This window comes from Arthrobacter sp. MYb23, from assembly GCF_002979775.1.
In the GTDB taxonomy this organism is placed as follows: domain Bacteria; phylum Actinomycetota; class Actinomycetes; order Actinomycetales; family Micrococcaceae; genus Arthrobacter.
Genome location: NZ_PCPR01000001.1, coordinates 83,246 through 95,815, shown reverse-complemented (window position 1 = coordinate 95,815; position 12,570 = coordinate 83,246). Strand labels below are relative to the sequence as shown.

Here is a 12,570-nt window from a genome sequence, read left to right as displayed (position 1 = left end):
GACTATGACCGCAACCCGTAACGTAAAGGGCCTGCTGGGCACGAAGCTCGGCATGACCCAGGTCTGGGACGAGAACAACAAGCTCATCCCGGTAACTGTTGTCCAGGCTGACTCCAACGTCATCACCCAGCTGCGTAACGCAGAGGTGGATGGCTACGTCGCCGTACAGATCGGCTACGGCCAGATCGACCCCCGCAAGGTCACCAAGCCGCTGGCTGGTCACTTTGAAAAGGCTGGCGTAACTCCTCGCCGCCACGTCGTCGAACTGCGTACCGCAGACGCCGCATCCTACGAGCTGGGCCAGGAGCTCTCTGTTGAGATCTTCGAAGCCGGCCAGAAGATCGACGTCGTCGGCACCTCCAAGGGTAAGGGCTTTGCCGGTGTTATGAAGCGTCACGGCTTCCACGGCGTTGGCGCTTCCCACGGTGCCCACAAGAACCACCGTAAGCCTGGCTCCATCGGTGGCGCATCCACCCCGAGCCGCGTCTTCAAGGGCCTGAAAATGGCCGGCCGCATGGGCGCCGAGCGTCACACCACGCTGAACCTCACGGTTCACGCCATTGACGCTGAGAAGTCGCTGCTCCTTATCAAGGGTGCCGTCCCCGGTGCCCGCGGCCAGGTCGTACTCGTACGCACCGCCGTGAAGGGAGCCTAGTTAAATGACTAGCACTGTCAAGGTAGACCTGCCCGCAGAGATCTTCGACGTCCAGACCAACGTGCCGCTGCTGCACCAGGTCGTCGTCGCACAGCTCGCTGCTGCACGCCAGGGTACCCACAAGACGAAGACCCGCGCCGAGGTTTCCGGTGCAGGTCGCAAGCCGTTCAAGCAGAAGGGCACCGGCCGCGCCCGTCAGGGTTCAATCCGTGCTCCTCACATGACCGGCGGTGGCGTTGTCCACGGTCCGACCCCTCGTGACTACAGCCAGCGCACCCCCAAGAAGATGAAGGCTGCTGCACTCCGTGGCGCCCTGTCTGACCGCGCCCGTAACGGCCGCATTCACGTCATCGCTGAACTGGTAGCCGGCACCAAGCCGTCCGCCAAGGAAGCACTGGCGTCGCTGCGCGCAGTCTCCGAGCGCAAGAACCTGCTCGTCGTAATCGAGCGCGCCAATGATGTTGCTGCACTCTCCGTGCGCAACCTCGAAGGTTTTCACGTTCTGTACGCAGACCAGTTGAACACCTACGACGTACTCATCTCCGACGACGTGGTCTTCACCAAGGCTGCTTTCGAGGCGTTCATCGCTGACAAGGCCAAGAACGAGGAGGCCTCCAAGTGAGCGTAACCACCATCAAGGACCCGCGCGACGTCGTGCTTGCACCCGTCGTATCGGAAAAGAGCTACGGTCTGATCGACGAAGGCAAGTACACCTTCCTGGTGGACCCTCGCTCGAACAAGACCGAGATCAAATTGGCCGTTGAGAAGATCTTCTCGGTCAAGGTTGACTCGATCAACACCATCAACCGTGCCGGTAAGCGCAAGCGCACCAAATTCGGCTGGGGAACGCGCAAGAGCACCAAGCGTGCAATTGTCACCCTCAAAGAAGGCACAATCGACATCTTCGGCGGTCCGCTCGCGTAGCGGAGACCACTTTAACGAGGAAATAAATTATGGGAATCCGTAAATACAAGCCGACTACCCCGGGCCGTCGTGGCTCGAGCGTAGCCGACTTCGCTGAAATCACGCGATCGACTCCGGAAAAGTCGTTGCTGCGTCCGCTGCACAAAACAGGCGGCCGTAACAACTCCGGTAAGATCACCACCCGTCACAAGGGTGGTGGGCACAAGCGCCAGTACCGTCTGATCGACTTCCGTCGTCACGACAAAGATGGCATCAACGCCCGCGTTGCCGAAATTGAGTACGATCCGAACCGCACGGCTCGCATCGCCCTCCTGCACTACGTTGATGGCACCAAGCGTTACATCATCGCTCCTAACAAGCTGTCCCAGGGTGACTTCGTCGAGGCTGGTCCTGACGCTGACATCAAGCCGGGCAACAACCTGCCGCTGCGCAACATCCCGGTTGGTACCGTAATCCACGCAGTTGAACTGCGTCCGGGTGGCGGCGCCAAGATGGCTCGTTCCGCAGGTGCTTCGGTACAGCTCGTTGCCAAGGAAGGCCGCTTCGCTCAGCTGCGTCTGCCCTCCGGCGAAATCCGCAACGTTGACGTGCGCTGCCGCGCAACCGTCGGCGAGGTCGGCAACGCCGAGCAGTCGAACATCAACTGGGGCAAGGCCGGCCGTATGCGCTGGAAGGGCGTTCGCCCGACCGTCCGTGGTGTAGCCATGAACCCGGTTGACCACCCGCACGGTGGTGGTGAAGGTAAGACTTCCGGTGGACGTCACCCGGTTAACCCGAACGGCAAGCCCGAGGGCCGTACCCGCCGTCCGAACAAAGAGAGCGACAAGCTTATTGTTCGTCGCCGCCGTACTGGCAAGAACAAGCGATAGGAGCCTGGACACATGCCACGCAGCCTGAAAAAAGGTCCTTTCGTTGACCAGCACCTCTTTGTGAAGGTCGCACGGGAAAACGATAAGGGCACCAAGAACGTCATCAAGACCTGGTCCCGCCGTTCGATGATCATCCCCGACATGCTTGGGCACACGATCGCCGTACACGACGGACGCAAGCACATCCCGGTGTTTGTCACTGAGTCGATGGTCGGGCACAAGCTCGGCGAATTCGCTCCCACGCGGACATTCCGCGGCCATGTTAAGGACGACCGTAAGGGCAAGCGCCGCTAGGCGCCTGACTTTACGTCTTAGACGAGAGAAGGAAAGCAATGGAAGCCAAGGCTATTGCGCGTCACATCCGCGTAACGCCTATGAAGGCCCGGCGCGTCGTCAACCTTGTTCGTGGTAAGCAAGCGAATGAGGCTCTGGCAATTCTGAAGTTTGCCCCCCAGGCAGCTTCGGAGCCGGTATTCAAGGTACTTCAGTCGGCAATGGCCAACGCACGTGTCCTCGCGGACCGTGACGGCGTTGCATTCGACGACAGCGACCTCTTCATCACCGAAGCATTTGTTGATGAAGGCCCGACCATGAAGCGGTTCCAGCCGCGTGCCCAGGGCCGCGCCTACCGTATTAGGAAGCGGACCAGCCACATCACGTTGGTTGTCGCAACCCCGGAGAAAGAGGAGGCTCGCTAAGTGGGACAGAAAGTTAACCCGCACGGGTTCCGACTCGGCATCACCACCGACCACGTTTCGCACTGGTTCGCTGACAGCACCAAGCCCGGACAGCGCTACAAGGATTTCGTCCGCGAGGACATCAAGATCCGTCAGCTCATGTCCACCGGCATGGAGCGCGCCGGCATCGCCAAGGTCGAGATCGAGCGCACCCGTGACCGTGTCCGCGTGGATATCCACACGGCACGCCCGGGTATCGTTATCGGCCGCCGTGGCGCAGAAGCAGACCGCATCCGCGGCGAGCTCGAAAAGCTCACCGGCAAGCAGGTTCAGCTGAACATCCTCGAGGTCAAGAACCCCGAGATGGAAGCACAGCTTGTTGCCCAGGGCATTGCTGAGCAGCTGACTTCCCGCGTGGCTTTCCGCCGTGCGATGAAGAAGGCCATGCAGTCCGCACAGCGTGCGGGTGCCAAGGGTATCCGTGTTGCTTGCTCCGGTCGTCTGGGTGGCGCAGAAATGTCCCGCTCGGAGTTCTACCGTGAAGGCCGTGTGCCCCTGCACACCCTCCGCGCGAACATCGACTACGGCTTCTACGAAGCCAAGACCACCTTCGGCCGTATCGGCGTGAAGGTTTGGATCTACAAGGGTGACGTAACTGCCAAGGAACTGGCTCAGCAGGCAGCTGCTGCTCCGTCCCGTGGCCGTGCAGGAGACCGTCCGGGCCGCCCGGGTGGCGACCGCCGTCGTCGTAACGACCGTCCGGCAGCTGAGGCAGCACCCGCTGCCGTTGAAGCACCGGCCGCTGAAGCTGCTGCTCCGGCAGCAGAAGGAGGACAGGCTTAAATGCTTATCCCACGTCGAGTCAAGCACCGTAAGCAGCACCACCCGGGTCGTTCCGGCGCTGCAACGGGCGGCACCAAGGTCAGCTTCGGTGAGTACGGTATCCAGGCTCTCAGCCCGGCATACGTAACCAACCGTCAGATCGAGTCTGCTCGTATCGCGATGACCCGCCACATCAAGCGTGGCGGTAAGGTCTGGATCAACATCTACCCGGACCGTCCGCTGACGAAGAAGCCTGCCGAAACCCGCATGGGTTCCGGTAAGGGTTCTCCGGAATGGTGGGTCGCAAACGTCAAGCCGGGCCGGGTTCTCTTCGAACTCTCCGGTGTCAATGAAGAGGTAGCTCGCGAGGCCTTGCGCCTGGCAATCCACAAGCTCCCGTTGAAGGCACGCATTGTGCGTCGCGAAGGTGGTGAATAGAAATGGCAGTAGGGTCGAAGGATCTCGCACCCGCACAGCTGGACGGTTTCGACAACGAGCGTCTCGTTGAAGAACTCCGCAAGTCCAAGGAAGAGCTGTTCAACCTGCGTTTCCAGTCCGCCACCGGACAGCTGGAGAACCACGGTCGCCTGCGCGCGGTAAAGAAGGACATCGCACGCATCTACACCGTTCTCCGTGAGCGCGAGCTGGGCATTCGTGCCGAGGTTGCCGCACCGGTTGTGGAAGCCAAGGAAGAAAAGAAGTCCAAAAAGGCTGCCAAGGCTGAAAAGGCCGAGGTTGAAGCTGGAGAGGACGCCAAGTGAGCGAGAAGGAAACTGTGACGGAAGCAGCAGCCAGCGCTGAACAGCGCGGTTACCGTAAGACGCGTCGCGGCTACGTTGTCTCTGACAAGATGGAAAAAACCATCGTTGTTCAGGTTGAAGACCGCGTGAAGCACGCTCTGTACGGCAAGGTTATTCGCCGCACCTCGAAGATCAAGGCTCACGACGAAGAGAACACCGCCGGCATCGGCGATCTTGTTCTCATCTCTGAGACCCGCCCGCTTTCCGCTACCAAGCGGTGGCGTCTGGTGGAGATCCTCGAAAAGGCCAAGTAAATCCAACGCCGGGCACGCCTGGCAGTGATTCACTGGAAAGGTCCGCATTCCTTGAGAATGCGGGCCTTTCCGCGTTCCTGGTTGGTTCGGTTTCGGACTGTAAACGTGCTAGGATATTGAGTTTGTATGGTGACACTTGTGCGCCATCCACTACCTCGTAAACAATCGTGCCGCTGCATACTGCCCCGCGCAGAGTTTTCTGCAAGGGAAGCTGATGCTTGTGGCACGGGCGTTTAGGCCTGTACTGGCAAAATCCAGGCAGGTCAAGAGACACCCCGATCAACCGTTCCGCAAGGCTCATTCCGTATGCATGATTTCGGTCTGAGAACCAGCGCGACGCAAGGAGTAAAAATTGATTCAGCAGGAGTCGCGACTCAAGATCGCTGACAACACGGGTGCTAAGGAAATCCTTACCATTCGCGTTCTCGGTGGATCTGGTCGTCGCTACGCAGGCATTGGCGACGTGATCGTCGCTACCGTCAAGGACGCTATTCCCGGCGGTAACGTAAAGAAGGGCGACGTCGTTAAGGCGGTCATCGTCCGTACCAAGAAGGAACGCCGCCGTGCGGATGGTTCCTATATCAAGTTTGACGAAAACGCAGCTGTGATCTTGAAGAACGACGGTGACCCCCGCGGTACCCGTATCTTCGGCCCGGTTGGTCGTGAACTTCGCGACAAGAAGTTCATGAAGATCGTTTCGCTGGCCCCGGAGGTGCTTTAGTCCATGGCTAAGAAAATCAAGAAGGGTGACCTCGTTCAGGTCATCACCGGCGCCAAGCAGGAACGTGGCGGCGACCGCGGCAAGCAGGGCAAGGTCCTGCGCGTATTCACCGACACCAACCGCGTGCTGGTAGAGGGAATCAACCGCGTCACCAAGCACAGCAAGGTCGGTCAGTCGCAGCGCGGCACCAAGACCGGTGGCATCGAGGTTGTTGAAGCCCCGATTCACGTATCCAACGTTGCTTTGGTTGACCCGTCCACCAAGAAGCCGACCCGTGTTGGTTTCCGTCTCGACACCGTTGAGAAGGATGGCGCTACCAAGACCGTCCGTATCCGCGTGTCCAAGGCCACCGGGAAGGACATCTAATGACTGAGACTCTCGAGACTCCGGTAAAGATCGTTCCGCGTCTGAAGACGAAGTATGCAGAGACCATCAAGAAGTCCCTGCAGGACGAATTCAGCTACGCGAACGTCAACCAGGTTCCCCGCCTGGTGAAGGTTGTAGTGAACATGGGTGTTGGAGATGCCGCCAAGGACTCCAAGCTGATCGACGGCGCTGTCCGCGACCTCACCCTGATCACCGGCCAGAAGCCGCAGGTAACCAAGGCCCGCAAGTCCATCGCACAGTTCAAGCTGCGCGAAGGCATGCCCATCGGTGCACACGCAACTCTGCGTGGAGACCGCATGTGGGAATTCGTGGACCGTCTGGTTTCGCTGGCCCTGCCGCGTATCCGCGACTTCCGCGGCCTCAACGGCAAGCAGTTTGATGGCAACGGCAACTACACCTTCGGTCTGACCGAGCAGGTTATGTTCCACGAAATCGATCAGGATTCCATCGACCGCGTTCGCGGTATGGACATCACGGTCGTCACCACCGCCAAGACCGATGACGAAGGCCGCGCGCTGCTCAAGGCGCTTGGCTTCCCGTTCAAGACCGAAAACTAACTACGTGACAGGTCCGTCCGCGCAGGCTCATAAGAGCAGGCGCAGCGGAAACCGGTACGAGGAAGGGCTATAGCCCAAATGACTATGACAGATCCTGTCGCAGACATGCTCACGCGTCTGCGCAATGCAAACTCGGCATACCACGACACCGTGTCCATGCCGTACAGCAAACTGAAGGCACGCGTTGCTGACATCCTGAAGGCAGAAGGCTACATTGCCGGCTGGAAGGAAGAAGACGCCGAGGTTGGCAAGAAGCTGACCCTCGACCTGAAGTTCGGTCCGAACCGCGAGCGTTCCATCGCTGGCGTCCGCCGCATCTCCAAGCCGGGCCTCCGCGTTTACGCGAAGTCCACCAACCTGCCGCACGTGCTGGGTGGCCTGGGTATCGCAATCCTGTCCACCTCTTCCGGCCTCCTGACTGACAAGCAGGCCGGCAAGAAGGGCGTGGGCGGCGAAGTCCTCGCGTACGTCTGGTAACGGGAAAGGAAGAGAATAATGTCACGTATTGGACGTCTCCCCATCACCGTTCCTGCCGGAGTTGAGGTCAAGCTCGATGGCTCCGTCATCAGCGTCAAAGGTGCCAAAGGCGAGCTGAGCCACACTGTGGCCAGCCCGATCGAGGTTACCCAGGAAGAAAACACTCTCACGGTCACCCGCCCGAACGACGAGCGCAACTCGCGTTCGCTGCACGGCCTGACCCGCACCCTGATCGCCAACATGATCCAGGGCGTTACCGAGGGCTACGAGAAGAAGCTTGAAATCGTTGGTACTGGTTACCGCGTTCAGGCCAAGGGTTCTGACCTGGAGTTCGCTCTGGGCTACAGCCACCCGGTTAACGTCTCTGCACCCGAAGGCATCACCTTCGTAGTAGAGGGTCCGACCAAGCTCTCTGTTGCGGGTATCAACAAGCAGCAGGTCGGCGAGGTTGCTGCCAACATTCGCAAGCTGCGCAAGCCTGACCCCTACAAGGGCAAGGGTGTCCGTTACGCCGGCGAAGTCATCCGCCGCAAGGTCGGAAAGGCTGGTAAGTAAACCATGGCCATCGCAATTAACAAGAAGCGTACGAACAAGAGCAAGTCTGCTGCACGCAGCCGTCGCCAGCTTCGTATCCGCAAGCGCATCACAGGTACGGCTGTACGTCCTCGTATGGTTGTTAACCGCTCTGCACGTCACATGTTCGTCCAGGTTGTCGATGACAGCAAGGGTGTAACCGTGGCTTTCGCTTCCACTTTGGAAGCGGACCTTCGTGCATTCGACGGTGACAAGACTGCCAAGGCCAAGCGCGTTGGCGAGCTCGTTGCCGAGCGTGCCAAGGCTGCAGGCGTCGAAGCTGTTGTCTTCGACCGTGGCGGTAACAAGTACCACGGCCGTATCGCCGCCGTCGCTGACGGTGCTCGCGAAGGTGGGCTGGCACTGTGACCGTTGAAAATAACGAAAAGGACGTTCAGGTGACTGAAGCTGTAGCTGCTGAAGCAACTGAGACCGCACCCGCTACCGATGACCGCCGCGGCGGACGTCGTGGCGAGCGCGGCGACCGTGGCCAAGGCCGCGGCGACCGTGGTGGCCGTGGTGGCCGCGACGGCGGTCGTGAGGCTGAGAAGAGCCAGTTCGTAGAGCGCGTTGTCACCATCAACCGCGTTGCCAAGGTCGTCAAGGGTGGTCGTCGCTTCAGCTTCACCGCTCTCGTCGTCGTCGGTGACGGCAACGGTATGGTCGGCGTTGGCTACGGCAAGGCCAAGGAAGTTCCCGCGGCTATCGCAAAGGGCGTTGAAGAGGCCAAGAAGTCCTTCTTCCGCGTTCCCCGCGTTGGCAGCACCATCCCGCACCGTGTGCAGGGTGAGGCCGCTGCAGGTGTAGTCCTGCTGCGTCCGGCTTCCGCCGGTACCGGTGTTATCGCTGGTGGTCCGGTCCGCGCGGTATTGGAGTGCGTGGGTATCCACGACATCCTCTCCAAGTCGCTCGGTTCCTCAAACGCGATCAACATCGTTCACGCGACTGTTGCCGCTCTGAAGCAGCTCGAAGAGCCCGCTTCCGTGGCTGCCCGCCGTGGCCTGCCGCTGGACGAGGTTGCTCCTGCTGCTCTGGTGCGCGCGCTCCAGAACCAGAAGGCAGGTGTTTAGTCATGGCTAAGAACCTGACTCCCTCCGACGCCAAGTTGGAGATCACCCAGATCAAGGGCGTCATTGGCGCCAAGCAGAACCAGAAGGCTACTCTTCGGTCCCTCGGTCTCAAGCGCATCGGACACACTGTTGTCCGCAACGCTGACGCCGTGACCGTTGGCATGCTGAACACGGTTCCGCACCTCGTGAATGTAGAGGAGGCGAAGTAATGGCAGAGAACAAGACCGCCGAAGAGACTGCTGAGAAGCAGCACGCTCTGAAGGTCCACCACCTGCGCCCCGCCCCGGGTGCCAAGACCGCCAAGACCCGTGTTGGTCGTGGTGAAGGCTCCAAGGGTAAGACCGCTGGTCGTGGTACCAAGGGTACGAAGGCCCGTTACCAGGTAAAGGCTGGCTTTGCCGGCGGCCAGCTGCCGCTGCACATGCGCCTGCCGAAGCTGCGCGGCTTCAAGAACCCGTTCCGGGTTGAGTTCCAGGTTGTAAACCTGGAGAAGCTCAACGAGCTGTTCCCGGAAGGTGGCGCTGTCACCGTCGAGTCCTTGGTTGAGAAGGGTGCCGTTCGCAAGAACCAGCCCGTGAAGGTGCTGGGCACCGGCGACATCACCGTCAAGGTTGACGTCACCGCCCACGCATTCTCTTCCAGCGCTGCGGAAAAGATTGCTGCAGCAGGCGGAAGCACCACTGCTCTCTAAGAGCCAGTGGGGCAAATGCCCGTTGTAAAAGGATCCCGGTATGCGGGGCTTCGGCCCTGTATACCGGGATTTTTTGCGTGATTGTTGACTCTCGATTATTCCGACGGCGTCACAAGCGGTTAGACTCGGTTGTTGGGTTTCATTGATCCCATCCACATCCTTGTACTTTCTACTCAGGAGGACGCTTGCTAAGCGCATTCGGCCGGGCGTTTCGGACGCCTGATTTGCGACGCAAGTTGTTGTTCACGCTGGGAATCATCACAATCTTCCGCTTGGGAGCTTTCATCCCCTCGCCTGGTGTGAACTACCAGAATGTCCAGCAATGCTTGAACACTGATGCCACCTCGCAAGGCATCTACCAGCTGGTGAACTTGTTCAGCGGCGGCGCGTTGCTGCAGGTTTCAGTGTTTGCCCTGGGCATCATGCCCTACATCACTGCGAGCATCATCGTGCAGCTGCTCAGGGTGGTCATTCCCCGGTTCCAGCAGCTCTACGAAGAGGGCTCCTCCGGTCAGTCGAAGTTGACGCAGTACACCCGGTACCTCACCATCGCTCTCGGCTTGCTGAACGCCACCACGTTGGTTTCGCTTGCCCGCTCCGGTCAGCTGCTCCCTGGCTGCAATCTGCCCATCATTCCTGATGAGAGCATCATCACCACCATCCTCATCATCATCACGTTGACGGCCGGTACCGGCCTCATCATGTGGATGGGCGAACTGGTCACCGAAAAGGGTGTGGGCAACGGCATGTCGTTGCTGATCTTCACCTCAATCGCTGCAAGCTTCCCCGGCTCGCTGGGCTCCATCTGGGAATCCAAGGGCCCTGGCACCTTCTTCACCGTCCTCGCCGTCGGTTTGCTGACGGTGGCTCTGGTGGTGTTTGTGGAGCAGTCTCAGCGCCGTGTTCCCGTTCAGTACGCCAAGCGTATGATCGGACGCCGCACAGTGGGAGGCACCAGCACGTACATTCCCATCAAGGTGAACATGGCCGGCGTCGTGCCTGTCATCTTCGCTTCCTCCATGCTTTACCTGCCCGGGCTGATTTCGCAGTTCAACCAGCCGGCGCCAGGGGAGCAGATGGCCCCGTGGGTTGAGTGGATCAACAACAACCTCACCCGTGGCGACCACCCCATCTACATGGCGCTGTACTTCGCCATGATTGTGTTCTTCACCTACTTCTACGTTGCCATCACCTTCAACCCTGAAGAAGTGTCGGACAACATGAAGAAGTACGGCGGGTTTATTCCGGGCATCCGGGCGGGTAAACCGACCGCGGACTACCTGCAGTACGTGCTTTCCAGGATCACCTTGCCTGGAGCCCTTTACCTGGGCTTCGTGGCGTTGATTCCTTTGGTTGCACTCGTCCTGATCAACGCCAACCAGAACTTCCCGTTCGGTGGCACGTCAATTTTGATCATGGTGGGTGTTGGCCTGGAAACCGTCAAGCAGATTGATGCGCAGCTACAACAACGTCACTACGAAGGGCTTTTGCGATGACGAGAATGCTGATCATTGGACCTCCCGGTTCGGGCAAGGGTACGCAGGCTGAGCGGATTTCCGAGCGCCTCGGCGTAGTCGCCATCTCCACCGGCGACATCTTCCGTGCCAACGTCAAGGGCGAAACCCCTTTGGGCATCGAAGCCAAGAAGTACATGGACGCCGGGGACTTTGTTCCGGACAGCGTCACGAACGACATGGTTCGCGATCGCCTGAGCCAGAGCGATGTCGAAAACGGCTTCCTCCTGGATGGCTACCCGCGCACCACCGCGCAGGTGGATTACCTTGACCAGATCCTCGCTGAGGGTGAGCAGGAGCTCGACGTCGTGCTCCAGCTGACCGCTGACGACGAAGAATTGGTAACCCGCCTTCTTGGCCGTGCCAAGGAAACGGGCCGCTCGGATGACAACGAGACTGTGATCCGACACCGCCTGGACCTCTACCACGAGCAGACCGAGGCAGTTGTGGCCAAGTACGCCGAGCGTGGCATCCTCACGAAGGTTGATGGCATTGGTGGTATCGATGAAGTTACCGACCGCGTGCTGACGGCGATCGAGTCGGCCAAGGCCGTTTAGTTTATTCTCCACATAGCCGGTGAAACGGCGCTGGAGCGAAGGGTGTGTCCCGTACCGTGAGTGCGGGACACACCCTTTTCCTGTTCCACCCTGCATTCCAATTTCGGCCACGCTCCCCGGTGCGGGAAAATGGTTGAAGCAAGAGGCCTGATCGGTCTCTACAGCAAACCTTCCAGAGGAGATCATGGCGTTCGGTCAGCCCCGCATTGAATACAAAACCAACGAGCAGATGCGCATCATGCACCAGGCCGGACTTGTCCTGAGCCGTGCACTCGACGCTGCCGTTGCGGCGGCCAAGCCGGGCGTCACCACCAAAGACCTGGACGACGTCTTCGCCGCGGTCCTCAATGATGCTGGAGCGAAGTCGAACTTCCTCGGATATCACGGCTTCCCGGCTACCATCTGTACCTCGGTCAATGAGGAAGTGGTTCACGGTATCCCGGGCGGCAAGGTCCTCAAGGATGGCGACATCATCTCCATTGATGGCGGTTGCATCATGGACGGTTGGCATTCCGACTCCGCCAGGACTGTGATCGTCGGCAACGTTGATCCCGAAGACCAGCGGCTCTCCGACGTCACCGAAGCAGCTATGTGGCGCGGTATCGCTGCCCTGGCCAACGGTAAGTTTGTGGGGGACATTGGGAACGCCATTGACGACTACGTGTCATCCGTCCCAGGAAAGCCGCTGGGCATTCTGGAGGACTATGTGGGCCATGGCATTGGCTCAGAGATGCACATGGCGCCGGACGTTTTGAACTACCGGACCAGTCACCGCGGCCCCAAGATCCGCCCCGGCCTGTGCCTGGCCATTGAACCCATGCTGGTTCGTGGTGACATCGAGACCGCAACCCTCGACGACGACTGGACAGTGGTGACCACCGACGGCAAGCGTTCCTGCCAGTGGGAACACTCGGTGGCTGTGCATGAGAAGGGCATCTGGGTCCTGTCCGCCCCGGATGGAGGAGCCGCGCACTTGGTGCCGCTCGGCGTCGTGCCCGTCCCTATCCCGTAACACCTGCAAG

Annotated in this window: 22 protein-coding genes; all 22 read left to right on the top strand. The window is 59.8% G+C overall.

From position 1 onward, the window contains the following. Window positions 1-4: 4 nt before the first annotated feature. The 22 genes from rplC (at window position 5) to map (ending at window position 12,560) form a co-directional block, all read left to right on the top strand. Entirely contained in the window at window positions 5-655 is a 651-nt protein-coding gene (rplC, locus tag CQ020_RS00500; protein WP_011775595.1) for a 50S ribosomal protein L3, read from the top strand. 4 nt (window positions 656-659) lie between these two features. Beyond that, a complete protein-coding gene (gene rplD, locus CQ020_RS00495; protein ID WP_024817590.1) occupies window positions 660-1,277 on the top strand; it encodes a 50S ribosomal protein L4 in 618 nt (205 codons plus the stop codon). Beyond that, window positions 1,274-1,579 carry a 50S ribosomal protein L23 gene (gene rplW, locus CQ020_RS00490; RefSeq protein WP_024817589.1) on the top strand — a complete coding sequence of 102 codons (306 nt, stop codon included), beginning with the start codon at window positions 1,274-1,276 and terminating at the stop codon, window positions 1,577-1,579. Before rplD ends, rplW begins: the two co-directional genes overlap by 4 nt. A 29-nt stretch (window positions 1,580-1,608) precedes the next feature. Beyond that, complete coding sequence (gene rplB / locus CQ020_RS00485; RefSeq protein WP_011775592.1) at window positions 1,609-2,448, top strand: 50S ribosomal protein L2; 840 nt, start codon at window positions 1,609-1,611, stop codon at window positions 2,446-2,448. A 12-nt stretch (window positions 2,449-2,460) separates the two neighbouring features. Beyond that, complete coding sequence (gene rpsS, locus CQ020_RS00480) at window positions 2,461-2,742, top strand: 30S ribosomal protein S19 (protein WP_011775591.1); 282 nt, start codon at window positions 2,461-2,463, stop codon at window positions 2,740-2,742. Between the two features lie 38 nt (window positions 2,743-2,780). After that, a complete protein-coding gene (rplV, locus tag CQ020_RS00475; protein ID WP_011775590.1) occupies window positions 2,781-3,146 on the top strand; it encodes a 50S ribosomal protein L22 in 366 nt (121 codons plus the stop codon). Next, window positions 3,147-3,968: a 30S ribosomal protein S3 gene (gene rpsC / locus CQ020_RS00470; RefSeq protein WP_011775589.1), complete on the top strand. Its 822-nt coding sequence runs from the start codon at window positions 3,147-3,149 to the stop codon at window positions 3,966-3,968. Further along, complete coding sequence (gene rplP / locus CQ020_RS00465) at window positions 3,969-4,385, top strand: 50S ribosomal protein L16 (RefSeq protein ID WP_003803795.1); 417 nt, start codon at window positions 3,969-3,971, stop codon at window positions 4,383-4,385. It abuts the gene before it with no gap. Between the two features lie 2 nt (window positions 4,386-4,387). Beyond that, window positions 4,388-4,708 (top strand): 50S ribosomal protein L29, encoded by a 321-nt coding sequence (gene rpmC / locus CQ020_RS00460; protein ID WP_014922387.1) that lies wholly within the window; start codon window positions 4,388-4,390, stop codon window positions 4,706-4,708. Next, window positions 4,705-5,001 (top strand): 30S ribosomal protein S17, encoded by a 297-nt coding sequence (gene rpsQ / locus CQ020_RS00455; protein WP_011775587.1) that lies wholly within the window; start codon window positions 4,705-4,707, stop codon window positions 4,999-5,001. Before rpmC ends, rpsQ begins: the two co-directional genes overlap by 4 nt. A gap of 352 nt (window positions 5,002-5,353) precedes the next feature. After that, window positions 5,354-5,722 (top strand): 50S ribosomal protein L14, encoded by a 369-nt coding sequence (gene rplN, locus CQ020_RS00450; RefSeq protein ID WP_024817587.1) that lies wholly within the window; start codon window positions 5,354-5,356, stop codon window positions 5,720-5,722. A gap of 3 nt (window positions 5,723-5,725) precedes the next feature. Continuing rightward, entirely contained in the window at window positions 5,726-6,088 is a 363-nt protein-coding gene (gene rplX / locus CQ020_RS00445; protein ID WP_024817586.1) for a 50S ribosomal protein L24, read from the top strand. Further along, window positions 6,088-6,666 carry a 50S ribosomal protein L5 gene (gene rplE, locus CQ020_RS00440; RefSeq protein ID WP_011775585.1) on the top strand — a complete coding sequence of 193 codons (579 nt, stop codon included), beginning with the start codon at window positions 6,088-6,090 and terminating at the stop codon, window positions 6,664-6,666. Before rplX ends, rplE begins: the two co-directional genes overlap by 1 nt. Before the next feature lie 78 nt (window positions 6,667-6,744). Next, window positions 6,745-7,143 (top strand): 30S ribosomal protein S8, encoded by a 399-nt coding sequence (gene rpsH / locus CQ020_RS00435; protein ID WP_024817585.1) that lies wholly within the window; start codon window positions 6,745-6,747, stop codon window positions 7,141-7,143. A gap of 18 nt (window positions 7,144-7,161) precedes the next feature. Beyond that, window positions 7,162-7,698 carry a 50S ribosomal protein L6 gene (gene rplF / locus CQ020_RS00430; RefSeq protein ID WP_011775583.1) on the top strand — a complete coding sequence of 179 codons (537 nt, stop codon included), beginning with the start codon at window positions 7,162-7,164 and terminating at the stop codon, window positions 7,696-7,698. 3 nt (window positions 7,699-7,701) lie between these two features. Continuing rightward, window positions 7,702-8,085, top strand: a complete 384-nt coding sequence (gene rplR / locus CQ020_RS00425) for a 50S ribosomal protein L18 (RefSeq protein ID WP_024817584.1) — start codon at window positions 7,702-7,704, stop codon at window positions 8,083-8,085. 29 nt (window positions 8,086-8,114) lie between these two features. After that, on the top strand, window positions 8,115-8,786 hold the full coding sequence (gene rpsE, locus CQ020_RS00420) for a 30S ribosomal protein S5 (RefSeq protein ID WP_011775581.1): 672 nt from the start codon (window positions 8,115-8,117) through the stop codon (window positions 8,784-8,786). Between the two features lie 2 nt (window positions 8,787-8,788). After that, window positions 8,789-8,995: a 50S ribosomal protein L30 gene (rpmD, locus tag CQ020_RS00415; protein ID WP_011775580.1), complete on the top strand. Its 207-nt coding sequence runs from the start codon at window positions 8,789-8,791 to the stop codon at window positions 8,993-8,995. Then, entirely contained in the window at window positions 8,995-9,477 is a 483-nt protein-coding gene (gene rplO, locus CQ020_RS00410; RefSeq protein WP_105690090.1) for a 50S ribosomal protein L15, read from the top strand. Before rpmD ends, rplO begins: the two co-directional genes overlap by 1 nt. A gap of 185 nt (window positions 9,478-9,662) precedes the next feature. Next, window positions 9,663-10,973, top strand: a complete 1,311-nt coding sequence (secY, locus tag CQ020_RS00405; RefSeq protein WP_105568059.1) for a preprotein translocase subunit SecY — start codon at window positions 9,663-9,665, stop codon at window positions 10,971-10,973. A gap of 5 nt (window positions 10,974-10,978) precedes the next feature. After that, window positions 10,979-11,548 carry an adenylate kinase gene (locus tag CQ020_RS00400; protein WP_181151724.1) on the top strand — a complete coding sequence of 190 codons (570 nt, stop codon included), beginning with the start codon at window positions 10,979-10,981 and terminating at the stop codon, window positions 11,546-11,548. 184 nt (window positions 11,549-11,732) lie between these two features. Then, entirely contained in the window at window positions 11,733-12,560 is an 828-nt protein-coding gene (map, locus tag CQ020_RS00395; RefSeq protein ID WP_105690089.1) for a type I methionyl aminopeptidase, read from the top strand. Window positions 12,561-12,570 lie beyond the last annotated feature (10 nt).